Consider the following 25,586-nt stretch of genomic DNA (forward strand, 5'->3'; position numbering starts at 1 on the left):
AAAGTTTTACGTACTTTAACTGAATCAACCTATGAAATTCAGCCTCAGCAAAGTCATTATGAATCTCTCGAAGTAGATGAGTTCTGGAATTTTGTTGGAAATAAAAAGAATAAACAATGGCTTATTTTTGTTCAAAAGTCATATTTTACCTCGGAGAAACCGGACATTTTTATTGGTGAGAATATAGACACTTTAAATGGGTTCTAACACTCTCGTTTCGTATAACAGCCATTATGTTAAATGGAAGGAAGCAAAATAAGTTAACATTTTGCTTCCGGCCACATTAAGCTAGAGTTTTATTTAAATAAAGCTATTTAGTAATCATTAAATTAATTAAAATCTAAATCTAACACCAGCTCCATATAACCAACCTTTCTCAGAGTTTGATTCTATTTGCCACGACGTTTCATCATTACCTTTTGAATACTCATAGGCAATGTCGATATAAGGCATGATCTTTTTACTGATTTCATAGCGAGTTTCAAACCCTGCGGTTGCACTGCTTAAACCAGTTTTTTTCGCATATTTAGAGTCATCACTAAAGATAGCATCCAACTCTAAATAAGGTTGAATAATCAACTTTTGCGTAATCAGAAAATCACGTTCCGTTTCTAGGCTAAAGCCCGCATAATTGTCTTCTCCCGCATAGAGATAAGCATCAGTTTCAAAGAAATATGGCGCCATACCATGTAAGCCAATCACCGCATCAACATTTTCTTCGGTGTCTTTGCGATGATCATTGAGTTCAACTTTTTCACTACGATAACGTGCACCAATCTGTGCATCCCAAAAGTCTGAAATCATACGGCTATATAAAAGTTTGGCATCATAATGTGCATCATGCGATTCTTCTTTATCGGCATGAATTTTAATAAAAAGCTTATTTTCATCTGTGCCAATACGGGTTTCAAACTCTGACTTTAAATCACCTGTGCCATCTTCATTGACAAGCCACTTATTGTCCACTGTCGTAATCGCATAAATTTGCGCACCGTGTTCTGAGCGATGATCATAATGCGAACTCTGCTGAGCATTCGCATCTGGTACATGATGTAAATGATTAACCGTAGATGTTGCCTGATGTTGTGCCTGATTCATTTGGCTATGGTTCATTTGAGAGCGATCCATTTGCATCGGCTGATTTTGACTAGAAGATGTAGCAACTGTCATTTTTTCAGGCGCACTATGATCTTCACCATTATGTGCCAAACTCACTGCACTGACCATCAACAAAGAGCTTGCTAAAACAGTTTTAGAAAAAAGATTAATGGTGCGCATGTTGATCTCCTTTCTGTACTTTTTGATCTTGCTGTTTCTCTGTTGATTTGTGATGCATTGGCTGATGACCTGCATGTTGATGGTTCATCGGTGCTGAATGTGCAGCATGATTCATTTTCCCCATCATCTGCATGTGTTGTGCATGCTCTTGTGGAGAATGCTGTGAATGATCCATCTCAGACATCGCTTGATGATTCATTGATGGTACATTTTTTCCATCAGTCTGAGCAGTTGAATGATGCCCTTCGTGCGCCAAACTTAAGCTTGTTAAACTCAATACCGCAACAGAAAAAAACGCTTTAAATACAAAATTAGTGATGTGCATGTCCAGCTCCTTTTTGCTCAGTTACTTGGTGAGTTTGAGTCGAATTTGTACCTTGAATTGGCGTTGTAGACACTTGTTCATCGCTAACATTTGCCACGATCAACTTGTTCATCATTCCTGCACTCATGTGATACAACAAATGACAATGGATTGCCCATTCGCCCAACTCATCCGCAGTTAATAAAGCAGTGACTGTTTTACCCGGTGGTACAATCAATGTGTGTTTATTCGGCATATCTACCGACTCTTGACCATTCTCCAACTGCATAAACATGCCATGTAAATGCATGGGGTGCGCCATCATACTGTCATTAATAAATTTGATACGGATACGCTCGCCATACTTCACTTTTAATGGCTCAGCATCGCTGAATTTTTTACCGTTAATCGTCCAAATATAACGCTCCATAGTACCGCCCAAACGCACTACTAATTCACTGCTAGCTTCACGAGTATCTTTTTGCGGTTCTAAAGATTTTAAATCACTATATTGCAAGGCTTTATTGCCCGCAGGTGTAGATGCATTTGCCCAACCATAAACCACTTGATCATTTTCTTGTGGTTTTGCTGTGCCATGCTGTGAATGATCCATTTTCGAGTGATCCATGCCTTGCATATCGCCATGGTTCATTTTTGAATGATCCATTTTCGAGTGATCCATGCCTTGCATATCGCCATGGTTCATTTTTGAATGATCCATTTTCGAGTGATCCATGCCTTGCATATTGCCGTGGTTCATTTTCGAATGATCCATTCCTGCATGATCACCACCACCATGTCCCATATCTTCCATGGTCAAAAGTGAGCGTGGACGTGGTGCAGGCATATGAATGCCATGTGTCATAGGATTTAGTTCATTGTGCAGTGTACCAATCGCATAGCCTGAACGGTCAATTGACTCAGCTTCAATTTGATAATGTCCGCCTTTTGGCTCCACAATCACATCATAAGTTTCAGCTGTGCCAATACGAAACTCATCCACAGCAACAGGTTTTACAGGCTGACCATCAGCACTGACCACAGTCATTTTCAAGTTAGGAATACGGACATCGTAGAAAGACATCGCAGATGCATTCACAAAACGTAGGCGAATTTTTTCATTCGGTTTAAACATTCCTGTCCAATTTTGTTCAGGTGTTTTGCCATTAATGAGGAAGGTATAACCTGTAACATCCGACATGTCGGTTTTTAGCATACGCATCTGATTCCACATTTTGCGGTCAGACCATGTCGCTTTTATGCCATCACGTTTAACCTGCTTCCAAACATCACCCAAGGTTTCACGCTGATCTTGATAATATTCAGCTGAAATTTTAAGATCTTTCTGAATTTGATCACTGGTTTTTTCATGAAAATCTGACAACATCACCACATAGTCACGTTCAGCTTTTTCATGTGCTGCCAATGGTGTTTTACCTTTTGGATAAATCACAAAAGAACCATATAAGCCGTCCTGTTCCTGTCCTTTAGAATGAGCGTGATACCAATAAGTCCCGCTTTGGCGAATCTTGAATTTATAAACATACTCGCTTTGAGGCTTAATACCGTTAAAACCATTAAATCCCGGTACACCATCCATAATGCCCGGCAACAACAGTCCGTGCCAATGAATAGAAGAATCTTGGTTTTTTAAATTATTTTTCACGCGAATGATGGCTTCATCACCCTCTTCAAACTCAAGCAAAGGCGCAGGAAATTGACCATTTACGGTAATGCGCTTTACAGGCTTTCCAGTTGGGCTGACCACTGCTTCATCAATAACAAGCTGATATTCACGCACTTCGGCAAAAACCAAAGGCGACGATGCAAAACAAATACCTGCTAATAGGTACGAACTAATTTTATGAGACATAACTTAACCTTAATTTTTGAAAAATAAATAAATTTTAAAAAAAATGGTTAAGTTTTAGGAGGACGTGAAATTTCTTGCCAATACCCATTTAGATATTGGTTGGGGTAATAAAAATTAGGCTGATCTATAGAATAGAAGGTATCTAGGGGATCTAGCGAGCTTTGCAAAGAATGAAGACATGAGATCTGTGTCTGGCAGGATAAGCTAGAACATTCCTGACACTTTTTGTGATCTATATTCTGATTAAGAGCTAAATGATTATGGCAATCGGTATTCGTCTGTACTTCGTGATTAATACCATGTTGAGTGACTTGCTGTGCTTGATCTAAACAATGATCTTGGCTCATTTCAGTTTGCATATTGATATGCATTATCTTTACTGATGCAACAGACACACTACTCCATCCTATGGCAAAAACCATAAGAAAACAAAACCAAAGTTTTTTGGAGAGATGAGTCAACACGAATGCTATCTAGGAATAGAATTTAATCCAAAATATCTTAACGGAATTTCAAATATTTACAACCCAATATAATTTAGTAGTTTCTCTAAAATTAACATAATACACGTTATGCGAAATTAGAAAAATGAGTTTATTGCACTGATATTTATCTGTTTTTTAAATTTTAGACCTGGGTTGGTGCCCAGGTTTTTTTATTGCGTATAACAGCCATGATGTTAAATAGTTCTCTTTTTAGATAAATATTCATGTTTTCAATACATGCTAATTAGAGATTTTGAACTCAAGCAATTCTATAAAATTTTAACTTATGTGTACCTCTACTTTTAACTTCGGTTATTTATGGGAGGATTACCGGTGGCCTAACTTAAATAAAAAGTCTCCGACAAACCCGGTACGGTTCACTATCTATTGTTATTCTTACCTGAAATTGATGTGAGCTTATAGAGACAAGGTAAATTTGCAAAAGTGCCGGCTATTCAGTGTTCATTGAATGTTTAATTTAATTTATTAAGCTTGACCTTGGAGTGGCTCTAAGCCTTATACTTGGTACAAATTTTTCGATTGTTATGATGATGCGTTCTACTACATGGATTACAGTCTTGGTTGGATTGTTCATGTTCCAAAGCTTTTGGAATGTGGCGGCGGCCTTTTGTGTCCATGAACAACAGCCTCAATCACAGCAGAGTTATCATTTTGGTCATCACCAAAATACCTTGTGTGCCAGCGATAGTCGTCAACACGATCATAATGGACAGTCAGAAAACATAAAAACATTCAGTAGCGATTTAGAAATCGGTGAAGATCATCAAGATCATCTACCATCGATGACGCATTTGATTGTACAAAATGAAAAAGTAGATGTGTTTCATCCAAGCTCTGAAGTTAAAGTGAATCCACAATTTCATTGGAAAAACAGCTATCAGGCTCCTGACCTGTTTCAACAAAGCCCACCTCCCGAATTTTCCCCGCTCATGGTGGGGTAGCCTAAAACATTCCCACCACTTTTATTATTTAAATAAGTGGGAAAAATCATGTCTTCACAATCAATTATACTCTTGCGTCATAGCTTGGTTGCTTGTATATGTGCAGCGGCTATGCAATATAGCTATGCTGAAAACGTTACCAGCTTTGAATCCGCTTTAGCAAAAGTACAAAGTTACCAGACTCAAGACAAGCTGTGGCAACAAGTTCAGCAAATATCTGAATTGAATATTCAGCAAAGTCGGTTATGGCAGAATCCAAGTATAAGTTTAGAACAGTCTGGCTTTGGCTCAGGTCAAGAACAGGAATTCAATGTTGGCGTTAGTCAACCTCTAGATCTATTTGGTCAGCGTAAGCTGAACCGGGTGATTGCCAATACCTCGAATCAACAAATCCAATTGCAACAGCAATTATGGAAGGCACAAAGCCAACTGATTGTTAAATTTGCATGGTCGCAATTTGCACTTGCTGAGGTTGAGCAGTCTGCTTATTCAGTACAGTTAAAAACAAGTAAAGCCAATCTGGACAGTGCCCAGAAACGCTATCAGGCAGGCAGTATTGCCCTGGTTGATTTTGAGCGTACCCAAATTGAAGCGCTAGAAATCCAACGACTTTATCAGCAAGCGATGCTGAATAAACAAGCTGCCGGTCGTCAGCTGTCTAATTTGTGGGGGGGAGAAACATCTTCACATCTTCAATTGAATAAAACCGCTATCCCTTGGCCAGAGCAAAGTCTCCAAACTGTGCAACGGTATATTGCTGAAGGGTGGCTAGAAAAATTCTATGCCTTGAACATTCAGCAATCGGATCATCAAATTGAAAATTTAAGAATTCAGGCACGTCCCAATCCGACTTTAAATGTAGGCATGAAACGTAGCAAAACCCCTAATGAAAGCAACGATACGACTTTGGCAATCGGCGTGGCTATTCCACTGAATATTTTCAACCGCCAGCAATATGCGATCCCGATGGTCCAGCAACAGCAAATATTGCTGAACCAACAGCAGCAGCGTGAGCTGAAGCAACAAATACTCAATATTGCCAACAGCATGCATCAGCTCAAAGGTTTACGTAGCCAGTTCGATGCCACAACAGCACAAGTTACTTTGGCGACCAAAGTTCAGAGCCGTACTTTACAAGGGTTTCAGGCAGGGAAACTGTCCATTACCGACGTTCAACAAGCAACCACCCAACTGCAGAATCTTCGATTGGGTCAATTACAAATTCTACGTCAAGCTTGGCAAACTGCCCTCGCAGCTGAGGCACTCAGTATTGGCACAAGTTATGAAGAAATTAGCCGTTCGGATGCCTATACACAACTGAATAAAAAGGCAGTCGAAGCATCGCAAAATTTAATCAATGGGGGAGCACGATAAAATGAACGCCAAGCAAAACGGAAAAATATCCCAGTCTCTCATGATTGCAATTTTGATTCTGATTACGGTCTTGGTCAGTCTGGTTATTTGGTTAAGTTCAAAAAAAACTGAATCTGAGGGGCATGGTCATGATGAGGGAAATGCCGAACATTCTGATGAAGATAGTTCTGAAGAAGGACATGCTGAAGAAGGCGAAATACAACTGACCAGCCAACAAATGGTTGAACAAGGTTTAAAAGTTGCTGTTGCATCCACAGGATTGGTTGAAAAGCTGACAACCCTGCCAGGTAAATTGGTGGTGAATACCGATCAACAAGCGCATATATCGCCTAATTTTAGTGGTCATGTCGAGCAGGTCAATGTGGCTTTAGGACAGAGCGTGCAAAAAGGACAAACGCTGGCTGTACTAATCGTGCCTGAACTGATCGACCAACAGGCAAATCTGCGTATGGCACAGGTGAATCTGGATTTGGCCCGTAAAGATTACCAGCGCGAACAGCAACTCTGGTCACAGGGGATTTCTGCCAAACAGGATTACCAGCGTGCCGAAAATGCCTACCGTCAAGCGCAGATTACTGTCCAGTCCTCACAAGCACGTTTAAATGCATTAGGTGCAAGTGGCAATAACAATGGGCGTTTTCTGATTAAAGCACCGATCTCTGGGGTGATCAGTCAAAAAGATATTGTGGTCGGTGAAAATGTGCAACTGGCTAATCAGCTCTTTGTCATTGAACAGCTGAAAGATTTATGGCTTGAGTTTAATTTGCCGAATCAATTCTCAGGTCAACTGCAAGCCGGGCAAAAAATTGACTTTAAAGTGAATGATTCAGATCAAATCTATAAAGCTACTGTACAAAGCTTAACCTCTCAGGCAGATGTACAAACAGGGCGTCTGGTGGTGCGCGCAAAACTCGATGCGCAAGCTACTGAGTTGCGTTCTAATGTGCTAGTGAGAGTGTTGATTCCGGAAGCTACAGCAAAATCAGCCCTTCGGATTCAAAAGTCTGCGCTGCAAAGTATTGAAGGTGAAGACAGTATTTTCATCGTAGATTCAGAACAAAAAGGTCAAGTCCACTTAAAAGCACAGAAAGTGCAATTGGGGCAGGCTTCAAGTGATGGACAATGGCTTGAAGTGATTTCTGGGCTGACTGAAGGGCAGAAGTATATCGCTCAAGGCAGTTTCTTGTTGAAATCTGAATTAGAAAAAGACGAGGCAGGCCATGAACATTAATTCTGATCTGCCAAAACCAGAAGGTTTATTCGAACGAATCATTCAGTTTTCCATACAAAATGCGATTTGGGTGTTGCTCTTTGTCTGTACCTGGATTGCGGTCGGGGTGTATAGCTATCAGAAACTCCCGATTGATGCTGTACCCGATATTACCAATACCCAAGTCCAGATTAATACTCAAGCCAAGGGTTTTACTGCGCTTGAAGTCGAACAGCGGATTACCTATCCCATTGAAAATGCCATGGCTGGCATTCCGGATCTGGAGCTTACCCGTTCCATATCCCGTTATGGACTCTCTCAAGTCACCATTGTCTTTAAAGATGGGACTGATATTTATTGGGCCCGTCAGCAGATTAACCAACGGATACAGGAGGCGCAATCTGAGTTGCCTGCACAAATCGCACCGACGATGTCCCCCGTTTCTACGGGTCTCGGTGAGATTTATCAATGGGTACTGAAGGCAGATCCGAATGCGAAAAAGCCGGATGGAACTGCATACACGCCGATGGATTTGCGTGAGATTCAGGACTGGATTGTGCGTCCTCAACTGCAACGTGTTAAGGGAGTTGCAGAGGTCAACAGTATTGGTGGTTTTGAAAAAACCTATGTGGTCTCTCCCGATTTAAACCGGATGCAGCAACTGAATATCTCATTAGAACAACTGCAACAGGCTTTAGCGCAAAATAATGAGAACCGAGGTGCAGGTTATATTGAAGACAATGGTCAGCAACTGACGGTACGTGTACCGGGTACATTCAATGGGCTTTCTGATATTGAGAACACCATGCTGGGTAGCCCAAATGGCAGCCCAATTCGGGTTGGTGATATTGCGCAAGTCTCTATTGGGCATGATTTAAGAACCGGTGGGGCAACCTATAACGGCAAAGAAACCGTTTTAGGGATTGCCATGATGGCGATGGGTGGAAATAGCCGGACTGTTTCTAAAGCTGTGGATGCCAAGCTTCAAGATATTCAGAATAGTTTGCCTAAAGGGGTAGTGATTGAAACGGTGTACGACCGTACTACCTTGGTTGAGAAGGCGATTAAAACCGTTCAGAAAAACTTGGTAGAGGGAGCAATCCTGGTCATCATCATTCTGTTCCTGTTTTTAGGGAATATCCGTGCTGCCTTGATTACTGCCTGTGTCATTCCACTCTCTATGCTGTTTACCTTAACCGGGATGGCACAGAAAAATATCAGTGCCAATCTGATGAGTTTAGGTGCACTCGATTTCGGCATCATTGTCGATGGTGCTGTGGTGATTGTCGAAAACTGTATCCGGCGTTTAGCCCATACACAGCAACTGTTAAAACGACCTCTCACACAAAGTGAACGCTTTAAGGAAGTTTTTCTGGCTGCCCGCCAAGCACGTCGTCCTCTTATTTTTGGTCAGCTTATTATTTTGGTGGTGTATTTGCCGATTTTTGCTTTAAGTGGTGTAGAAGCAAAACTATTTCATCCGATGGCTTTAACCGTTGTTCTCGCACTGGTGGCAGCTATTATTTTATCGATCACCTTTGTGCCCGCTGCAGTTGCTTTATGGGTTAAAGGGGAGATCAAAGAAACGGAAAGCCGTTGGATGATCTGGCTCAAAACCCGATATCAACAGATATTGGATGGAGCCTATCATTACAAAGCGGTGGTTTTAACTTTTGCCATTTGTCTCTTGGTCATTACGGGTCTGCTCAGCACGAAGATTGGCAGTGAGTTTGCACCCCAGCTGAGTGAAGGTGATTTTGCGGTACAGCAATTACGTTCTCCAAGCACAGGCTTGGAAGAGTCTTTACGTATTCAGGAAAATACCGAAAAGCTTTTACTGAAAAACTTTCCCGAAATTAAAGCTATATTTGCCCGTACCGGGACTGCTGAAGTGGCGACAGATGTGATGCCACCGAATATTTCCGATGGTTATATCATGCTGAAACCACGTGAGGAATGGCCAGATTCAAAAGAAAGCCTAGATGCACTTCGAACCCGAATGGAAGCTTATCTTGCGACAATTCCCGGCAATAACAGTGAGTTTTCTCAGCCTATTGAGCTACGTTTTAATGAACTGATTTCAGGTATACGCAGTGATGTGGGGGTGAAGGTTTTTGGTGATGACATGCAGGTTTTGAATACTGAGGCTGCAAAAATCGCGAAAATCATTCAGCAAGTCGCAGGTAGCAGTGCGGTGAAAGTTGAACAAACTTCGGGTCTGCCTTTACTCAATGTAGAGATTGATAAAGCTTTAGCTGCCCAGTATGGCTTGAGTGTGAAATCTATTCAGGATGTGGTGGCTGCAAGTATTGGTGGACAAAGCGTGGGAGAGATTTTAGAAGGCGATCGTCGTTTTGATTTTGTTATCCGTCTTGGAGAGCAAGACCGTAGTGTCGCATCTGTTTCCCAGTTACCTATTCAGCTTCCAAATGGTGGCAGTATTTTATTGTCGGATGTCGCGCAAGTCTCGACCATTGAAGGAATCAACCAAGTCAGTCGAGAAAATGGTAAACGCCGAGTTGTGGTTACAACGAATGTTGAAGGGCGTGATTTAGGGTCTTTTGTTTCTGATGTACAGACACAGCTCAAAGCATACACTTTGCCAAGTGGTTATTGGATAGAATATGGCGGTCAGTTTGAAAATTTGGCTTCAGCCAAAGCACGGATGCAAATCGTGATTCCACTGGCTTTAATCACTATCTTTATTTTACTGATGGCGGTCTTTCACAATGTCAAAGAAAGTCTATTGGTCTTTACCGGGGTACCCTTTGCCTTGACCGGTGGTGTGCTGTTCCTTTGGCTAAGGGATATTCCATTATCGATGTCAGCTGGAATTGGCTTTATTGCCTTATCTGGTGTTGCAGTCCTCAATGGACTGGTAATGCTGACCTTTATTAAGGAATTAAGGGACAAATATCCAGTGCATAAAGCCGTGTGGCAAGGGGCTATTTTGCGCTTAAGACCAGTGTTGATGACAGCTTGTGTGGCTTCACTGGGTTTTGTACCAATGGCGCTGGCAACCGGAACAGGGGCTGAGGTTCAACGGCCACTGGCAACCGTAGTGATTGGCGGGATTATCTCTTCAACATTACTAACTTTGGTGCTGTTACCCGTGCTTTATCGTTGGATAAATGAAAAGAAAGTTTCTTAATCCAATAGATTAGTCGATTTACAGCAGAGATATTGGCTGTTATCCAATATCTCTGCTCATCATAAATAGAATAAGGAAAATATTTTATGTCAGAACATCATGATCATAGCCATGCGGTTGTTACTGAAGAAAATAGTAAGAAGTTAATGGTTGCCTTAGGTTTAACGACTACTTTTTTAATAGTAGAAGTTGTCGCTGCTTTTATTACCCAAAGTTTGGCTTTGTTATCTGATGCAGCTCATATGTTTACTGATGTAGCCGCTTTAGCTATTGCTCTTGCCGCTATCAAAATTGGTAAAAAAGCCGCAGATGATAAAAGAACTTTTGGCTATCAGCGATTTGAAATTTTAGCGGCTCTGTTTAATGCGGTGATGCTTTTTGTGGTAGCAATATATATTGTATATGAAGCTTATCAACGTTTTACGAATCCTGCTGAAATTCAAAGTGTTGGAATGATGATTGTCGCGGTCATTGGTTTGGTCATAAATTTGATTTCAATGAAAATCCTTTCTGCTAGTGCTGAAGGAAGTCTAAATATAAAAGGTGCATATTTAGAAGTTCTTAGTGATGCTCTAGGATCGATAGGCGTGATTATCGGAGGAATAGTTATTTATTTTACCCAGTGGATGTGGGTTGATACCGTAATCGCTGTGTTAATTGGCTTCTGGGTCTTACCTCGAACTTGGATTTTATTAAAACAAAGTATTCATATTCTGCTTGAAGGAGTTCCTGATGAGATTGATATTGAGTCGTTAAGAAATGATTTATTGAAGCTAGAGGGCGTTGAAGGGATTCATCAGTTGAAAGTCTGGGCTATATCCTCAAGAAATATTCATTTAACTGCTCATTTGGTTGCTCCGAATAGCAATACAGATCAACTCTATCAAAAGGCCTTAGAAGTTCTAAAACATAATCATAATATTACTGAAATTACGTTACAAATAGAAAATACGAAATGTAATACATTGAACCAACATAAACACTAATTTGGACTTTAGTCTTCATATAGATGTTTTGTGTAACTTTAAAGTATACCCTAAAGTTACACTGTGAAAGCTGTAAAATACATGTCTCATTTAAATGAAATTCATACATACGTTACATGTAACTTTTAAGATTAAGATTCATTAGTTACAATAAGCAGAAATAGTCATCTAGTAGATAACAATATGAAAGGTCATAAAGTTGGATATGTCAGAGTCAGCTCTATTGACCAAAATATTGGACGCCAACTTGAGGGAATTGAAGTAGACCGATTATTTGTCGATAAAGCTTCAGGAAAAAATACAGCCCGTCCTAAATTTCAGGAAATGCTCAGCTATGTCCGTGAAGGTGACATGATTGTTGTGCACTCTATGGATCGCTTCGCTAGGAGTCTTAAAGATTTAGTGACTGAGGTTGATCAGCTTGTAAAAAGGGGAGTGGCTATTCAGTTTGTGAAAGAGAATATTACATTTACGGCTCAGGCCACCCCGATGGATAATTTGATGTTGCAACTTGCAGATTATTGGATAAATCAGCCACTAATTCCTGTAAGCAGTTTACCAGTCACTCCTATTGCTAGTAGACCACTTTCAATTGAAACTAGGTATTTCACTCACTGGGTATATTAATGTTAATGGATTTGATGTTAATGAAATAAAGCCGAAACGCTGATAAAACTCCATCGCTTTTTTATCTTTAGCATGTATTACAACAAAATTAACACCAATAATTTGAGCAACTGTTGAAACTTGTTTAAGAGCATGGGCTAAAAGCACTTTCCCAATTCCTCGCCCCTGAACGGTTTGATCAACGGCAAAGCGACCTACAACTACACAAGGGAGCGGATAACGAGGTAATCGTTTAGTAAGCACAGTATCAACTACATCAAATCCTATGGATGTGCTGGATAAACAATAAAACCCTCTCACTTGTAGATCATCATCAATAGCAACATACGTTTTACTTGTTCCTGATTTCTGATGTTGGGATGCATACTGTTTTATGAATTTATTTAAATCATCTTGCCCGCAATTAAATGATTTTTTCTGATGATGGGCTTGTAAAACCTCAATTTTCATCTAATAAACTCATTAATTTTTTCATCTCATCATTTGCAGGGCGTGGGTTCTCAAGTATGTTCATTAACATATCTCGATCAGCATTATTTACTTTTAACTCATAATTAGATTTAAGTAATTCTTTTGCTCTTTCAAATGAGGATTGAAGCATAAAGGAACTTACACTGAGTCCCAATAAATTCGCAGCTTGTTCAATTACATTTTTTGCATCTACTGTTGAACGAATATTAATTCGTTCCGTTGCTAAGTTAGTCATATCCCACCCAACAAGTACATCAATTTGATGTACAAATTATAGCAGATTAAGATTGTGCTTCAAGATTCAAATTTGGATATTTTGTTTTGAATTATTTGAATAGAAAATCAATGGCCTACTACTATCCAAAATGAGTGGCAGGATTTGAATAAGAATAACTGGTAGGTTTACATAAGAATACTCAGCAACTTATGGGGGCTTTTGCCCAATTTGAACGAGAGATTATTTTAGAGCGCCAAAAAGAAGGGATTAAGATTGCAGCGGCTCAAGGTAAATATAAAGGTCGAGTCCATAAGTTAAATCAAGAGCAGGCTGAAGCTTTACGACACGCCTGGAAAGAAGGGAAATATCCATCGAAAGTCGATTTAGCTAAAGCTTTTGGTATTAGCAGACAGGCTGTCTATCGCTATTTGAAAAATGAAAATGTCATCGATAGACTTTATATTTGAAGCAACAGAAGACCTAAAGGGCTTTACTGGTATCCATTGATTGTTCAGCAACATTAAATAAAACCGTGGAACATTGATCAAAGAATAGGCGTGGAACGTGAACAATCATAAAAAAAGCCCATTCGAGGGTGAGTGGGCTATAAAACTGAAATCAACACATTGAATTATAACACAATTTAAAAAGTATTGCGTATAAGGTGTATTATGTTAATTTTAGTAGAACTAATAAATCTATATATTTGAAAATGTCATTTTACTCAATTAAATACTCTTCAGATATTTCACACTGTTCAACAAAAAAATGATCATGTGAAACTAAAATTACAGCGCCCTGATATTGGCTAATAGCCTGCGATAGAAGCTCTCTAGACTCAATATCTAAATGATTTTCTGGTTCATCAAGCAATAATAAATCAATACCATCAGGATAGTGACTCATTGCTAATAATGCGACTTTCAATTTTTCACCACCACTCAGTTCTGATAGTTTTAATAAAGCTTTTTCACGACGAATACGTAACTGACCTAACAAATTTCTCCACTCAACTTCAGTAAGATTGGAGTTATAAAGTGCAAGGTTTTCGATTACGGATAAATCATTATTTAATAAACTAAAGTTTTGATCTAAATACAAACATGTTCCACTAAAGAAAATATCATCACGTTGATGGGTAGAAATCAATTTCAATAAGGTTGATTTACCAATTCCATTAGCACCTTTAAGATGGATTTTTTCGCCAGCTTTCAATGCAAAATTAATTTTATTTGTTGCTGTATGGGGTAGCTTTAAATCATGAATTCTTAAAATCTCTCCTTGCTTCGTACTCTGTAAGTGGAATTCAAACTTCTGAGCTTTGATTTTTTCTACAATGGTCTGCCTATTAATCAGACTATTTTTCAAATCATCAGTTTGTCGAGTTTGTTGGGCACGTAGCTTACCTAAGCTTTGTCCAGCATTTTCCTTTTTGAAATCTAGAAAAATCTTTGCTTGAGAATTAGAATCACGAAGTTCATTGCCTTTAGATTGACGTTTATTCGCTTTCATTAAGCTATCATGTTGCCGTTGTTTTAACTGCTTTAATTCTTTTTTCTCATTATTAATAGACTGAGTTAATGCATCCATGTGTAGCTGATGCTGTTGAATGTAATGCTCATAATTACCTTTGTAGTGTTGTAAGCCTAATTCAGTTAAAGCATAAATATGTTGGACTTGATTGAGTAATTGGCGATCATGACTAATCAGGCATACACCACTAGGGTGTGCCAAAATACTCTCAATTAACCATTGTCTAGATGTTGAGTCTAAATGGTTGCTTGGTTCATCTAAAAGTAGATAGTGATCCTTTTTTAAAAACAAACGACATAAAGCCAGCTTTGTTTTTTGTCCTTCACTCAGTTTTTCTGTTGGAAAGTTCAAATCCGTAGGTAAGTCAGCATTTTCAAGTATATTTTGCCATTTTTGTGGTAAATCCCAGGTATTTTCAACTAACTCATAATCATCAAAACTAGCTGTATTGTTCTCTATACGCCGAAAAGCATGATGTAAATGATCTACCTCTAATGCTTGTGCAATATTTTCAGCATTAAGGCGTTCTAATTGTGCCAAATAATCATGTTGGATATTCCATGAAACTTGACCACTATAATGAATATCTAAAGCTTGGCTTTGATCTAATATTCTGAACAATAGGGATTTACCTAAACCATTACGTCCAATTAATGCAGAAACCTGTCCTGATAAAAGCGTAATGTTTAGCTGATCAAACATTTTCTGTGTAGAAAATTCTAAATTTAAGTTTGAAGCAATACATGCATGTTGCATAAAAAATTCCTCATGTAGAGGATATGCAAAATAGTGAAGATTAACTTATAAAAAACAATATATTATTTAGGATATAAAGTAGAGACCAAGAATATATAGCCACAAGTAGAATCTATTTTGCACATCAAAAGTTTAAAAATAATGATGAGAAAATGACTTACTTCATTGGCGTTACTCTTGGGAGGATGATTTGAATAAGGTTATTTTATAATGATAAGACAATCTGTCAAGCTTGTACTAAAGCTTCTAAAAGTTATTTAACATAATGGCTGTTATGCGAAGTCGACTTGTAATGCAATTTGCATTACAATATTCCTAGTACATTAAATACTTGGGAAATATGATGGCTACTGTTAACTTCAGGATCGATGAAGCCCTTAAAGAAAAATCTTATTCAATCCTTAAAGAGCAAGGTATTGCACCTACTGATTTCTTCACTAGTATTCTTGAGTATGTTGCTACGACTGGGAAACTGCCTGTCAAAAAAGCTTTGCTTTCGGAAGAAGATGAAGAATTATTAGCTCTTGTCCGTAAGCGCATTAATGATCCTAAAGAGATGTTTGAGGAAGTCACATTAGATGACTTATAAGCTTTTACGTCACAAGGACTTTACAGCAGAATGGGAAAACTCCCTGTTGCTATACGAGATCAATTTAAAAAGAAACTAGCCAAAGTCATAGAGCAGCCACATATTCCAAAGAATATGCTTAGAGGCGATCTTGCAGGTTGCTATAAAATCAAATTATTAAAAGCTGGTGTCCGACTTGTCTATCAAGTTAAAGATGATCAGGTAGTTATCCTGCTCATTACCGTCGGAAAACGAGCTGATAGCATAGTTTATGACGAAGCGAAAAAGCGAATTAAAGACTAAAAATGGGAGCTTAAAGCTCCCATTTTTGGCTTCGTATAAGGTGTATTATGTTAATTTTAGGAAAGGCTCTAGACTAGCAGAATGATTATGTTAGTCTAGAGCATATAATTAACATTATTGAAGTATTTTACATGGCAATTTTTCGACATTCTTCTGCACACTGACGGCAAGCCTCAGCACATTTTTTACAATGATCATGTGAATGTTTTTCACACTCTTCCGCACAATATTCACAGATCTTAGCACAAAGCTCACAAATCTCTTTGAGGAAAGGTGAGTTATGTTGTTGCATACGCACACATAACTGACAAATATCTGCACATTCTAGACAACGTTGAATACATTCACGCATCATCTCTAAATCTTTTTCTTTTAAACAAGAAGTTGCACATTCAGTACAAATAAGTGAACAGTTTGTACATGCAGAAATACACTTTGAAAATTCCGTATTAATCATTTTTTACTCTCAACTTATATAATCAAAGAAATAATTAAAACATAATTTTTTTCTACTAATTATTTTAAATTATTAGTAAATGTAATACATAATGTTAATTTATATGAATAATGTTAATTTTAACTAAATCTTATTTATATTCCAAATTATTAAAAAACAGTTTTTAATTAGGATAGATGATCAAGTATCAAAAGCAGCTATTCTTAAAATAACTGCAATAATTTTATCACTTTAAAAATAGATTTTCCCTCTATTTAACATAATGGTGGTTATACGCAATACACTTGTATATTAATATAAATATCAGATACTTAATAAAACCAGAAAAATCTAAAAATGCACAAAAAGCCGATTTTGAAACAAGTCGGCTTTTTTATGAGCGGTTTTGATATTTTTTGCCAACATTTTTGCTCAAAAAACACTCAAAACAGAAAATCACCTACAATCTATAAGGCTTTCAACCTGAAAAAAATCCACAATTTATGGGGATAACTCTGGGGCTATTTTTAAGCCATTTTTGTACGCTTTGACGTACAGTAATTTAAGGAATCTGCTTCTAGCTGATCAAAGCTTTATTTCTTATGATGTAGTCAAGGAAAGCAGGAAGCTCCAAACAACAAGAATAAGAAAGATCAGCACAAGGATGGTTAGGTACGACAGAAGTTATACCTTGCAACCAAACACGAAAAACCCCGACAGGATGTCGGGGTTTTTTATTACCATTTGAAAACTGACTAAGTTCACTATAAAATATAGACTATAATCTATATTTTGGTTGTGATATGTGGACAGTCATCACAACAGATCTGTTTAATGAGTGGCTTGAGCAGCAAGATGAATCAACACAAGAGAAAGTCCTCGCAGCTTTGGTCGTTCTACAGCAGCAGGGACCTAGCTTAGGTCGCCCTTTAGTGGATACCGTGTATGACTCTAAATTTACCAATATGAAAGAGCTACGCGTTCAGCATAGAGGTAAACCACTTAGAGCCTTTTTTGCATTTGATCCATTACGACAGGCCATTGTGCTTTGCATCGGTGATAAAGGCGGTAAAAAGCGTTTCTATAAAAGAGATGCTGGACATTGCAGAACAGCAATACGAACTTCATCTCTCAACCCTAGGAGAACAATCTAATGGCTAAAACCTTACAGGAATTATTGGTTAGTCGCTCTCCAGAGAGCCAAGCACGTATTAAAAAAATGGCTGATGAGCTACTGTTAGAGACTCAGCTCCATCTTATTCGAGAAGAGTTAGAGATTTCCCAAAAAGAACTTGCTGAAACTTTGGGAATAAAACAGCCATCACTTTCAGCAATTGAAAATCGTGGTAATGATTTAAAGATTTCAACCATGAAAAAGTATGTTGAGGCAATGGGTGGTAAGCTCCGTATTGATGTGGAGCTTCCAACAGGAAAACATATAGGATTTAATGTGTAACGATAAAAAAGGTAGCTATAAGCCACTGCTGTCCCACAATTTTTCACAAGAGGAAGCTTAAATAAGCTTCCTCTTGTTTAATGGGGATTTTATCGGGTGAGAATAAAGCTTTTAACGTTTTTCTTTCAAACAAATTCACTTGAATGATTCTGAGTAAGCGCTGCACTGTCCAGCCTTCTTTCCCCAGATGTTGAGCGAAACTCACCAGCAAATAGGCGATTAACGCGATCCAAATTTGAGTTTGTATGGCATTACGGCTTCGGCCTAGAAATGACTTTAATTTTAAATTCTGTTTAAGTGCTTTAAAGAACAGCTCCACTTTCCAACGGTCTTTATAAATTGCAGCAATCGTTAATGCTGCCAGATGAAAGTTATTACTCAGAAACTCAAACGTCCTGTTCTTATCGGTATCATAAAATTCTATACGTCTTAATAATTTGGGAGCACCTCTTTTCTTTGCATAAGCACTACTTAATTCAATCCATTCATCCGCAATAATACCTTTAGATGCTAATACGCTGCGGCTAGATTTCACTTGATAAACTGTCTTTGGGCGCAATCGGGTGACAAAACTGACCTTTTGATGAGTCAATTGGGCAAACCATTGATAATCAATATATCCTTTGTCAAATACGACAATACTGCCAGCAGGAAATTTGAATGCTCTGCCTTGTACCATATCATTTTCAATGCCATCCCCAAGCGCCACAAATTCAGGAATGGTATTGCTGTAATTTAAGCCAACGCTAAGTTTCATGCTGGCTTTGGATTCATGCACTTTGGCCCATTCACATAAGGAAAATGACAGATCAATATGGCTGGCATCCAGGGAATATAAGGGATTCTTAAAGCGGAATTTATGAGCTACTTTTGAGTGTTCATAAGATTTAAGCAAGGTGTAAAATAGCTGTTCATACAAGGCTGCAGGCTGTTCCTGATTGATTCGAGCCAGTGTACTGCGAGGGTGATAGACTTTGCTCCGAGAGCATTCAGCTTTTCTTGTTGACACTCTAGATTAGATTGAATATCCCGCAGACTTTGTCTGCAGGAAAGTTGAGACATCAGTATGGCAATGAACTGATCCCATCTTGAAGCGGCTCTAAATTTCTGACCGACATGATGTATTTGAACAAGACGTTCAAAATCTTGTCGGAGTATGGGTTTAATCAATTGATGAAATACGGTATTCTGATATGACAAAACCTGAGTCCTTGGTCGTTAAAGTGTTGGTTCGCACTTATATTTTAACGATTCAGACTCAGGTTTTTTTATTTAAATCAAACTATGGGACAGCAGTGAGCTATAAGCTCCCTTTTTTGTGTTAGAAACCATTTAAAGTGTCTGTATTCTCACCATTAAAAATGTCTGGTTTATGATGATCTAAATAACTTCTCAGGATATGACTCTATGAACGACACTGAAAATCAAAAAAAACTCCCATTCTCAGAGGATGAATTACTCGAAAATATAGATGAATATAAAGCACATGCAGATGAAATTACTGTGCTTACAGAAACCGAATTCGATTATTCATATTTCAAACACTCTACTCCATTTTTTCAAAAACAAATTAATTACTGTAGAGACAAAACCCTTGCTACATAAGGTTTTGGAGTCGTTTGTCTAAAAATAATCATAAAACAACCTAGAGCCTGTTTATTTCCTCTTTGTATCCTTAAACGGATAAGATTTTAGAAAAACCGATGGCTCAGAATTAAAAATCATTTAACTTTTATTTGTAATTGTAAACCGAAAGTATCGAGTAATTTCTGCATGGATTTCAAAGTAGGATTGCTCCCTGGTTGCTCCATTTTTTGCAGTGTCTGTGGCGCAATCTTAGTAATTTTAGCCATATCATTCAGTGTTAAATGTAGCTCTGTTCGAATAAATCGAGCAACTTGATAAAAAGACCAGTCTGGATGATTATTGATGGTTTCAAGCACAGATAGTCTTTTTTCCATTTGTTGAATAGGGGTCAATGGTTTAAAACGTTTATCCATGGCTGATCTCCTCCAACTGCTGGCAAATATTGATTATTCGATATTGGCTATTTTCCAGAATTTCATCCGCTACTTGAAGAGCCTGCATCTTTTCTAACAATCCCCGATAAATTGGTAACTGTTCAATTAATAAAGTTTTAATTTCTTGTGGACCAATCGAAGTGCTTTCAGCTATCTGCTCAATCACAGAACTCAAAAGTGGCATACCACCATGATCATCTCTTTCCCAACGAGTAGTACGTGCAATACCATCAGGATGTAACCACATTGGCGCAAAATCAAATAATGGTGTGAGCTGAATTTTACCATTATTGAAGCGTTGGATTGCTGTATTGCGAGTATGGTTATCTTTATTGCCTAAGGCAACATTTGCGAGATCACGCTTCAAATACTCAAATACTTCCTGCTTTGGTTCGGTACAAGCCTCCATAAGCAGGGTACATATTTGATTATGGGTCATTCTAACCCCAAAGCCCGCCTTCCCACCTAGAGATGCAAGGCTTTCCTGAGCAATTCTTTCAACTTTGCCATTAATTACTTTGCGATCAAATCTTGGAATAAACAAAGTCTTGCCATGTAGCTCAAGATCCCGGTGTACACGTAGTTGCAAGTACTGAGCGACTTTCATATACAAAGCTTCGTTCATCAGGATTTTATTCAAATTTTGATCACTGCCGCGGCTAAATTTAACCAACCAATGCTGCTTAACTTGATCATCTGGAAGAGTATGATCTAGATAGAAAAGATCATCATAACCTTGTGTTAACAACAATTTTGGCCACTCACCCTGAATACCAGATGAACCAGCAATAAAAAGTCCATAAGATGCGAGCGATTCAATAAACTTCTCTTTACGTTCAATAATTTGGCTTAGGCTAAATCCCTGATTCTGCAGCTTTGGGAAATGACTTTGTAACCACTCATGAGCCTCTTTGACTCGCAGATTCCCAATTGGATTTCCTGCGCCTGCTTTTAAAAGCGCCCAGTCCGCTTGTTCCTGAACATTCTCAGAAAAATCAAGCTGTATTAGTAATTCTTTGCGGCCGTATCCTTGAGGTAATAGATCCATAAGAAATGCTGGCCAAGTTGATTCCAATCTATTTTGAACGTTCACTGGTAAGTCATAAGCAAGCGCATGACCATCTCTTAGATCCATATATGAAATAGCATATTCGAACAAATATGATGTACGTGTAGCTGCCTGCCATCCAGCATTTTGATCATCCGTAACCTCAACCAAAGCACAGTCATGCCATTCATAGTCTTGGTAGATTTGCAGTGTACAGTATTGCTTCATAATTTTATTAAAATAGTAAAATATAATGATTTTATTGATTATATATCTATTTTAATATAAAAGTATAATTAAACTAAAAATCTCAATGATCACTCTAGGTGTCTAAGAAGAACTTATACATTTCTCAAAATTGCAATAAACTCATCTGATTTGCAGTAGAATTGATCAATATTAGGTTAAATCTCACCTCCTTATATTTTAGCTATCCTTTACATCATGTCAGAACGTCAACAACTCAGCCTTAGTGAATACCTTGCCACTGTACAGGAAGTCATCCATCTGACTTTTGATGGGGCAGTGTGGGTCAAGGCTGAGATCCGTAATTTAAGTATTAAAGGCGGTCACTATTATCTTGAGTTGGCTGAGAAAGATGAAGAAAGCCATAAGGTGATCGCTAGTTGTAAAGGCACCATTTGGAAATTTACGGCACAAAAAATAGTTCTAAAGTTTGAACGAGAAAGTGGTATTGAACTGTCGAAAGACCTGAATGTACTGATCAAGGTCAAAGCTAGATTTGATCCGCAATATGGCTTCTCGGTCAATATCGAAGATATCGACTCTAGCTTTACTCTAGGAGACATCGCCAAACGCTATCAGCAGATTCTGCTGCGACTGACTGAGGAAGGCCTGCTCAATAACAATAAACAGTTGCCGGTACCCTTTGATATTCAGAATGTCTTGGTCATTGCACCGGAAAATGCTGCAGGGTTAGGTGACTTTAAAAAAGATGCGGATGCCCTGGCTCAGGCTGGTGTCTGCCATTTCGTTTATCATTCAGCAACTTTTCAGGGTAATACTGCTTCTGCCAGCATCATTCAGGTTTTGGGCCGTGCCTTAAGACAGTGGGCTCAAGATTACTTGATAGCACCAGACCTTATTGTGATTATCCGTGGTGGTGGAGCCGTGAATGACCTAGCTTACCTGAATGATTATGATCTGGCCGCACTGCTGTGTAAAAGAACTGTGCCTATCTGGGTCGGTATTGGCCACGAGAAAGACCACACTATTTTGGATGAAATTGCACACCGTTCCTTTGATACTCCGAGTAAAGTGATCGCAGGGATCCGTAACCTGATTGTGGAGCGAGTCAATGAAGTTAGTACTGCTTTGCAGACCATCAAGCTACTGTCACAGCACCAGTTGATCACCTACCAGAGCCAGAGTGATCAGTATCTGAAAACTATCAAAACTCTGACACAGAACCAGATCAATGAAGCCCAACGTAGAGTTGATATGCTGAAGAGTGATACTAAGTATCTTGCTCAACAACAGATTAAACTAGCTTCACAGCAGGTAGAGTCATTGATGAGGGAAACCTTGCTACAGAATCCACGTAATGTGATGGCCAAGGGCTATGCAATTGTCCGTAGCCAAGGCAAAGCCATCCGTTCCATACAGCAGATTACTGACCAGCAATTACAGATTGAACTTAAGGATGGCACCATTGATGCCACCGTGACACAGGTAAACGCACATGAACAATGAAGAACTAAGTTTCAAGAAAGGTTATGAAATTCTCAAGAAAAATGCCGAATTTCTTGAATCTCAGGAAGAACCGGATATTGATAACCTTATGGCGATCGTTGAAGAGTCCATGACTGCCTATAAAGCCTGCAAATTACGTATTGATGCTGTGCAACAGGCGTTGAATGACACCTTTAAAGAATAAAAATTCTAGGTCGAGAAAAGTCTAGAATGTTCTAGAAATAAAGGACATGAGATGGTGAAAACTGACAGTTAACCCAATAAATTTGCTTGAGCAGAGTTTTATTACTAACCACCTTTTCCTCGAGAGGTGTTACATGGATCCCAAACAACATACTTACGTTGTTAAATGGTTGACTGAGGATCAAGCCTGTGTCGGCTTATGTGTCGAGTTCTTCATTAAGCTGACTTAAACCAAATAGGTGAGGCTAATTAATTTAATGGCTGATCTTTAATAATCCCTGCCAGCTGAAATAGTTTTGGGTCAAATGGGTACGATTCATGGACCACTTTCGTTGTGGCAAGTAGCAGCTGCCAACAGCTAATTTAGTTTTCCCATATCTCGCCTGTACCGCTTCTAAAGTCTGCATGAGGCTTTCATTACTTTCACGCTGGCTGTGGTCCGTCAGCAGGTCAGGAGTAAAGCGCTGCTTAGCAATTAAATCCGTCAGAATTACACCACACTTTTTATATTTCACGTCAGATTTATAAATGTGTTCCAGCAGTTGCATAGCTGTTTTAATCAGATCCAAAACACAATCCGTCGGTTCAGGAAACTCAAAAGCCAACGATTTACTGTAATAGGGAACCTTTGAATCAAAAGGATTCGATTGCACAAAAGCAATGACACATCCACATAAGGAAGCGTCTGCTCGTAAACGTATGACCGCATCCTGTACATACTTGCCCATAGCCTCTTTGAGATCATCTTGCTCGGTAACTTTTTCACCAAATGAACGACTTGCTATGATTTGCTGTTTGGGGGGAGGGGCATCATCTAACTGCATACAAGAAACACCTTGCAGCTCCAATACTGTTCTTTGCATTACCACAGAAAAAAGGCTCGCCATGCGATGAGAATCTTGCATCACTAAATCCAGTACCGAATAGATTCCCATGGCATTTAGTTTTTTAACTAACTTACGACCAACGCCCCAAACTTCACCGACCTCAATGTCTGAATAAAGCATTTCCTGATCTAGGAAATCCATATTGAGTAAGTTACACACACCCTTGAAACCCTGTCTTTTTTTGGCAAGATGGTTGGCCATTTTGGCTTCAGTTTTACTACGCCCGATACCAATCGAGACGGGCAAGCCAATCCAATCCAACAATCGTTGTTTCATGTGATGCGCATACTGAGTTAAGTCAAAATTTTGTGCATAACTGGTCAGGTCTAAAAAACACTCATCAATTGAATAGATTTCCTGTTCAGGTGGCGCAACAAAACTAGCCAAAATTGAATGAAAACGCTTGGACATTTCAGCATATAAAGCATAGTTACTGGATAACACCACGACCTGATGTTGCTGAACAATATCTTGTATTTGAAAGAGAGGAACGCCCATTTTGATGCCCAGCGCTTTGGCTTCATTACTTCTTGCCACAGCACAGCCATCGTTATTGCTGAGAACAATGACAGGTTTGTTGTTTAGACTGGGATTAAATACCCGCTCACAACTGACATAACAGTTGTTAATATCAATCAGGGCATAAATCCGCTCGTAACTGCTCATCTGAACTTCTTGATCACACTGGTAACCACACCCCAAATCAGCATGGTTTGATTATCTTTCAAATAGATATCAGCAAAATCAGGATTAGCCGCCTGCAACCAGCATTGATTACCCTCAATCATTAAACGTTTAATCGTAAAATCATTGTCTATCAATGCCAGAACAATATCCCCATGCTTGGCTTCAATACTACGGTCAACGATTAGCTTGTCATTCAGATCAATCCCTGCATCACGCATGGATAAGGATTCCACTTCAACGATAAAGGTTGCCTGTTGGTTTTGAATAAGAAACTCGTTTAGATCAAGGGTCTTATCGATATAGTCCTGAGCAGGGGAAGGGAAGCCTGCAGCAACTTTTTGCAAAGCAACAGGAATCTCATAATGTGTTTTTGTCTCAAGCAATGTAATAGAGGAAATATCGTTAAACTTTGGAGTGTCATTTTTTTTCAGGTATTTCTTGATTTCCAATACACGAGACTCTGGCACCCGAATGACCTTGGTCGGTTCGTTATAGACAAAAGGACGGCCAGAACCTTTGCGTGCACCACCATGCTTATTTTGCGTCATTTTTATTATCAATCTTGATTATGTAACATAATTAAGATTATAGAAAACTCAGAATATAAAAACAAGATTGTCCGTTCTTTAATAAAGTATTATCCCAAATCTTGGGATTGCCATGATATTAGCAAAGCCACAAGATCAGTCAGACGACACAATAAAGATTGTCTAATCCTTGATCGTAGAGACTTTATATTTGAAGCAACAGAAGACCTAAAGGGCTTTACTGGTATCCATTGATTGTTCAGCAACATTAAATAAAACCGTGGAACATTGATTAAAGAATAGGCGTGGAACGTGAAAAATCATAAAAAAAGCCCACTCGAGGGTGAGTGGGCTGTAAACTAGGTGTTAGCATACTGAATTATAACACAATTTAAAAAGCTGTTGTTATTCACCAATTAAAATGTCTATGCGATAAACCATTTAAAATGTCCTGTTTTTAACTGCAAGAGTCAAGAACAGGATTTAAATTTCTTTGTTCATTGCTAGCTTTCTGAGCTTTACGACTCGGC

The 25,586-nt window shown here is 38.7% G+C and carries 21 protein-coding genes and 6 pseudogenes; 15 read left to right on the top strand and 12 right to left on the bottom strand.

Translation table 11 applies throughout. The features are described from left to right. Positions 1 to 129: pseudogene (locus FTU39_RS12690) on the top strand (IS1 family transposase); the annotation flags it as partial. Positions 130 to 333: 204 nt separating this feature from the next. Here FTU39_RS12690 and FTU39_RS12695 read toward each other — a convergent pair. The 3 genes from FTU39_RS12695 to FTU39_RS12705 are packed head-to-tail and all read right to left on the bottom strand — an operon-like array spanning position 334 to position 3,455. After that, a complete protein-coding gene (locus FTU39_RS12695; RefSeq protein ID WP_154320112.1) occupies positions 334 to 1,278 on the bottom strand; it encodes a copper resistance protein B in 945 nt (314 codons plus the stop codon). Further along, positions 1,265 to 1,603, bottom strand: a complete 339-nt coding sequence (locus tag FTU39_RS12700) for a hypothetical protein (protein WP_004897649.1) — start codon at positions 1,601 to 1,603, stop codon at positions 1,265 to 1,267. The genes FTU39_RS12695 and FTU39_RS12700 overlap by 14 nt, the downstream gene beginning before the upstream one ends. Continuing rightward, positions 1,590 to 3,455, bottom strand: a complete 1,866-nt coding sequence (locus FTU39_RS12705; RefSeq protein ID WP_104988058.1) for a copper resistance system multicopper oxidase — start codon at positions 3,453 to 3,455, stop codon at positions 1,590 to 1,592. The genes FTU39_RS12700 and FTU39_RS12705 overlap by 14 nt, the downstream gene beginning before the upstream one ends. A gap of 1,033 nt (positions 3,456 to 4,488) precedes the next feature. Between FTU39_RS12705 and FTU39_RS12710 the strand changes: the two genes are divergently transcribed. The 6 genes and pseudogenes from FTU39_RS12710 to FTU39_RS12735 form a co-directional block, all read left to right on the top strand. Next, the gene (locus FTU39_RS12710) at positions 4,489 to 4,902 is read left to right on the top strand and encodes a cation efflux protein, CzcI-like (RefSeq protein ID WP_225530251.1); all 414 of its coding nucleotides are present in this window, start codon (positions 4,489 to 4,491) and stop codon (positions 4,900 to 4,902) included. A gap of 48 nt (positions 4,903 to 4,950) precedes the next feature. Continuing rightward, positions 4,951 to 6,276 carry a TolC family protein gene (locus FTU39_RS12715; RefSeq protein WP_035269736.1) on the top strand — a complete coding sequence of 442 codons (1,326 nt, stop codon included), beginning with the start codon at positions 4,951 to 4,953 and terminating at the stop codon, positions 6,274 to 6,276. A gap of 1 nt (position 6,277) precedes the next feature. Continuing rightward, positions 6,278 to 7,507 carry an efflux RND transporter periplasmic adaptor subunit gene (locus FTU39_RS12720; protein ID WP_016658777.1) on the top strand — a complete coding sequence of 410 codons (1,230 nt, stop codon included), beginning with the start codon at positions 6,278 to 6,280 and terminating at the stop codon, positions 7,505 to 7,507. Continuing rightward, positions 7,497 to 10,637 (top strand): efflux RND transporter permease subunit, encoded by a 3,141-nt coding sequence (locus FTU39_RS12725; protein ID WP_096902762.1) that lies wholly within the window; start codon positions 7,497 to 7,499, stop codon positions 10,635 to 10,637. Before FTU39_RS12720 ends, FTU39_RS12725 begins: the two co-directional genes overlap by 11 nt. Positions 10,638 to 10,723: 86 nt before the next feature. After that, entirely contained in the window at positions 10,724 to 11,623 is a 900-nt protein-coding gene (locus FTU39_RS12730) for a cation diffusion facilitator family transporter (protein ID WP_005028603.1), read from the top strand. A gap of 183 nt (positions 11,624 to 11,806) precedes the next feature. Beyond that, positions 11,807 to 12,136: pseudogene (locus FTU39_RS12735) on the top strand (recombinase family protein); the annotation flags it as partial. Between the two features lie 75 nt (positions 12,137 to 12,211). Here the strand turns inward: FTU39_RS12735 and FTU39_RS12740 are convergent. Both FTU39_RS12740 and FTU39_RS12745 read right to left on the bottom strand, forming a co-directional pair. After that, the gene (locus FTU39_RS12740; RefSeq protein ID WP_004733307.1) at positions 12,212 to 12,700 is read right to left on the bottom strand and encodes a GNAT family N-acetyltransferase; all 489 of its coding nucleotides are present in this window, start codon (positions 12,698 to 12,700) and stop codon (positions 12,212 to 12,214) included. Next, complete coding sequence (locus FTU39_RS12745) at positions 12,690 to 12,956, bottom strand: DUF1778 domain-containing protein (protein ID WP_004733309.1); 267 nt, start codon at positions 12,954 to 12,956, stop codon at positions 12,690 to 12,692. The genes FTU39_RS12740 and FTU39_RS12745 overlap by 11 nt, the downstream gene beginning before the upstream one ends. A gap of 185 nt (positions 12,957 to 13,141) precedes the next feature. On the opposite strand from FTU39_RS12745, the pseudogene FTU39_RS12750 reads away from it, so the two are divergent. Beyond that, positions 13,142 to 13,405, top strand: a pseudogene (locus FTU39_RS12750) (helix-turn-helix domain-containing protein); the annotation flags it as partial. A gap of 253 nt (positions 13,406 to 13,658) precedes the next feature. On the opposite strand, the gene FTU39_RS12755 reads toward FTU39_RS12750, so the two are convergent. Then, positions 13,659 to 15,227 carry an ATP-binding cassette domain-containing protein gene (locus FTU39_RS12755; RefSeq protein ID WP_159124549.1) on the bottom strand — a complete coding sequence of 523 codons (1,569 nt, stop codon included), beginning with the start codon at positions 15,225 to 15,227 and terminating at the stop codon, positions 13,659 to 13,661. A gap of 343 nt (positions 15,228 to 15,570) precedes the next feature. Here FTU39_RS12755 and FTU39_RS12760 point away from each other — a divergent pair, with 343 nt between their 5' ends. Together FTU39_RS12760 and FTU39_RS12765 are read left to right on the top strand one after the other, a co-directional pair. Further along, positions 15,571 to 15,816 (top strand): type II toxin-antitoxin system RelB/DinJ family antitoxin, encoded by a 246-nt coding sequence (locus FTU39_RS12760; RefSeq protein ID WP_000246755.1) that lies wholly within the window; start codon positions 15,571 to 15,573, stop codon positions 15,814 to 15,816. Then, a pseudogene (locus FTU39_RS12765) lies at positions 15,806 to 16,098 on the top strand (type II toxin-antitoxin system RelE/ParE family toxin). Before FTU39_RS12760 ends, FTU39_RS12765 begins: the two are co-directional and overlap by 11 nt. 127 nt (positions 16,099 to 16,225) lie before the next feature. Here the strand turns inward: FTU39_RS12765 and FTU39_RS12770 are convergent. Then, positions 16,226 to 16,555 carry a four-helix bundle copper-binding protein gene (locus FTU39_RS12770; protein WP_016658833.1) on the bottom strand — a complete coding sequence of 110 codons (330 nt, stop codon included), beginning with the start codon at positions 16,553 to 16,555 and terminating at the stop codon, positions 16,226 to 16,228. A 782-nt stretch (positions 16,556 to 17,337) separates the two neighbouring features. Between FTU39_RS12770 and FTU39_RS12775 the strand changes: the two are divergent. Both FTU39_RS12775 and FTU39_RS12780 read left to right on the top strand, forming a co-directional pair. Next, positions 17,338 to 17,695 (top strand): annotated as a pseudogene (locus FTU39_RS12775) (type II toxin-antitoxin system RelE/ParE family toxin). Further along, positions 17,688 to 17,990, top strand: a complete 303-nt coding sequence (locus FTU39_RS12780; RefSeq protein ID WP_096902794.1) for a helix-turn-helix domain-containing protein — start codon at positions 17,688 to 17,690, stop codon at positions 17,988 to 17,990. The pseudogene FTU39_RS12775 and the gene FTU39_RS12780 overlap by 8 nt, the downstream one beginning before the upstream one ends. 43 nt (positions 17,991 to 18,033) lie before the next feature. Here FTU39_RS12780 and FTU39_RS12785 read toward each other — a convergent pair. Beyond that, a pseudogene (locus FTU39_RS12785) lies at positions 18,034 to 19,190 on the bottom strand (IS4 family transposase). A 207-nt stretch (positions 19,191 to 19,397) separates the two neighbouring features. Here FTU39_RS12785 and FTU39_RS12790 point away from each other — a divergent pair. Then, complete coding sequence (locus FTU39_RS12790; RefSeq protein ID WP_096902802.1) at positions 19,398 to 19,595, top strand: hypothetical protein; 198 nt, start codon at positions 19,398 to 19,400, stop codon at positions 19,593 to 19,595. 116 nt (positions 19,596 to 19,711) lie between these two features. On the opposite strand, the gene FTU39_RS12795 is transcribed toward FTU39_RS12790, so the two are convergent. After that, a complete protein-coding gene (locus FTU39_RS12795; RefSeq protein ID WP_000361155.1) occupies positions 19,712 to 19,990 on the bottom strand; it encodes a helix-turn-helix domain-containing protein in 279 nt (92 codons plus the stop codon). Continuing rightward, complete coding sequence (locus FTU39_RS12800; RefSeq protein ID WP_000816116.1) at positions 19,983 to 21,287, bottom strand: type II toxin-antitoxin system HipA family toxin; 1,305 nt, start codon at positions 21,285 to 21,287, stop codon at positions 19,983 to 19,985. The genes FTU39_RS12795 and FTU39_RS12800 overlap by 8 nt, the downstream gene beginning before the upstream one ends. Before the next feature lie 216 nt (positions 21,288 to 21,503). Between FTU39_RS12800 and xseA the strand changes: the two genes are divergently transcribed. Beyond that, positions 21,504 to 22,772, top strand: a complete 1,269-nt coding sequence (xseA, locus tag FTU39_RS12805; RefSeq protein ID WP_000004127.1) for an exodeoxyribonuclease VII large subunit — start codon at positions 21,504 to 21,506, stop codon at positions 22,770 to 22,772. Beyond that, entirely contained in the window at positions 22,762 to 22,956 is a 195-nt protein-coding gene (gene xseB / locus FTU39_RS12810) for an exodeoxyribonuclease VII small subunit (RefSeq protein ID WP_001058302.1), read from the top strand. Before xseA ends, xseB begins: the two co-directional genes overlap by 11 nt. Before the next feature lie 253 nt (positions 22,957 to 23,209). On the opposite strand, the gene FTU39_RS12815 is transcribed toward xseB, so the two are convergent. Both FTU39_RS12815 and FTU39_RS12820 read right to left on the bottom strand, forming a co-directional pair. Continuing rightward, positions 23,210 to 24,508, bottom strand: a complete 1,299-nt coding sequence (locus FTU39_RS12815) for a Y-family DNA polymerase (RefSeq protein WP_000100479.1) — start codon at positions 24,506 to 24,508, stop codon at positions 23,210 to 23,212. After that, a complete protein-coding gene (locus FTU39_RS12820) occupies positions 24,505 to 25,077 on the bottom strand; it encodes a LexA family transcriptional regulator (RefSeq protein WP_000193118.1) in 573 nt (190 codons plus the stop codon). Before FTU39_RS12820 ends, FTU39_RS12815 begins: the two co-directional genes overlap by 4 nt. Between the last annotated feature and the right edge of the window lie 509 nt (positions 25,078 to 25,586).

The sequence above is a fragment of the Acinetobacter sp. YH12099 genome (genome assembly GCF_013419195.1).
Lineage (GTDB): Bacteria > Pseudomonadota > Gammaproteobacteria > Pseudomonadales > Moraxellaceae > Acinetobacter > Acinetobacter towneri.

What these genes read in the sequence shown, in the direction of transcription:
- FTU39_RS12745 (WP_004733309.1), bottom strand. Translation starts at nt 12,956, where the DNA reads ATGACTAACTTAGCAACGGAACGAATTAATATTCGTTCAACAGTAGAT.
- FTU39_RS12815 (WP_000100479.1), bottom strand. Translation starts at nt 24,508, where the DNA reads ATGAGCAGTTACGAGCGGATTTATGCCCTGATTGATATTAACAACTGT.
- FTU39_RS12740 (WP_004733307.1), bottom strand. Translation starts at nt 12,700, where the DNA reads ATGAAAATTGAGGTTTTACAAGCCCATCATCAGAAAAAATCATTTAAT.
- FTU39_RS12715 (WP_035269736.1), top strand. Translation starts at nt 4,951, where the DNA reads ATGTCTTCACAATCAATTATACTCTTGCGTCATAGCTTGGTTGCTTGT.
- FTU39_RS12760 (WP_000246755.1), top strand. Translation starts at nt 15,571, where the DNA reads ATGGCTACTGTTAACTTCAGGATCGATGAAGCCCTTAAAGAAAAATCT.
- xseA (WP_000004127.1), top strand. Translation starts at nt 21,504, where the DNA reads ATGTCAGAACGTCAACAACTCAGCCTTAGTGAATACCTTGCCACTGTA.
- FTU39_RS12725 (WP_096902762.1), top strand. Translation starts at nt 7,497, where the DNA reads ATGAACATTAATTCTGATCTGCCAAAACCAGAAGGTTTATTCGAACGA.
- FTU39_RS12795 (WP_000361155.1), bottom strand. Translation starts at nt 19,990, where the DNA reads ATGGATAAACGTTTTAAACCATTGACCCCTATTCAACAAATGGAAAAA.
- FTU39_RS12770 (WP_016658833.1), bottom strand. Translation starts at nt 16,555, where the DNA reads ATGATTAATACGGAATTTTCAAAGTGTATTTCTGCATGTACAAACTGT.
- FTU39_RS12720 (WP_016658777.1), top strand. Translation starts at nt 6,278, where the DNA reads ATGAACGCCAAGCAAAACGGAAAAATATCCCAGTCTCTCATGATTGCA.
- FTU39_RS12705 (WP_104988058.1), bottom strand. Translation starts at nt 3,455, where the DNA reads ATGTCTCATAAAATTAGTTCGTACCTATTAGCAGGTATTTGTTTTGCA.
- FTU39_RS12755 (WP_159124549.1), bottom strand. Translation starts at nt 15,227, where the DNA reads ATGCAACATGCATGTATTGCTTCAAACTTAAATTTAGAATTTTCTACA.
- FTU39_RS12820 (WP_000193118.1), bottom strand. Translation starts at nt 25,077, where the DNA reads ATGACGCAAAATAAGCATGGTGGTGCACGCAAAGGTTCTGGCCGTCCT.
- FTU39_RS12730 (WP_005028603.1), top strand. Translation starts at nt 10,724, where the DNA reads ATGTCAGAACATCATGATCATAGCCATGCGGTTGTTACTGAAGAAAAT.
- FTU39_RS12710 (WP_225530251.1), top strand. Translation starts at nt 4,489, where the DNA reads ATGATGCGTTCTACTACATGGATTACAGTCTTGGTTGGATTGTTCATG.
- FTU39_RS12800 (WP_000816116.1), bottom strand. Translation starts at nt 21,287, where the DNA reads ATGAAGCAATACTGTACACTGCAAATCTACCAAGACTATGAATGGCAT.
- FTU39_RS12790 (WP_096902802.1), top strand. Translation starts at nt 19,398, where the DNA reads ATGAACGACACTGAAAATCAAAAAAAACTCCCATTCTCAGAGGATGAA.
- FTU39_RS12780 (WP_096902794.1), top strand. Translation starts at nt 17,688, where the DNA reads ATGGCTAAAACCTTACAGGAATTATTGGTTAGTCGCTCTCCAGAGAGC.
- FTU39_RS12700 (WP_004897649.1), bottom strand. Translation starts at nt 1,603, where the DNA reads ATGCACATCACTAATTTTGTATTTAAAGCGTTTTTTTCTGTTGCGGTA.
- FTU39_RS12695 (WP_154320112.1), bottom strand. Translation starts at nt 1,278, where the DNA reads ATGCGCACCATTAATCTTTTTTCTAAAACTGTTTTAGCAAGCTCTTTG.
- xseB (WP_001058302.1), top strand. Translation starts at nt 22,762, where the DNA reads ATGAACAATGAAGAACTAAGTTTCAAGAAAGGTTATGAAATTCTCAAG.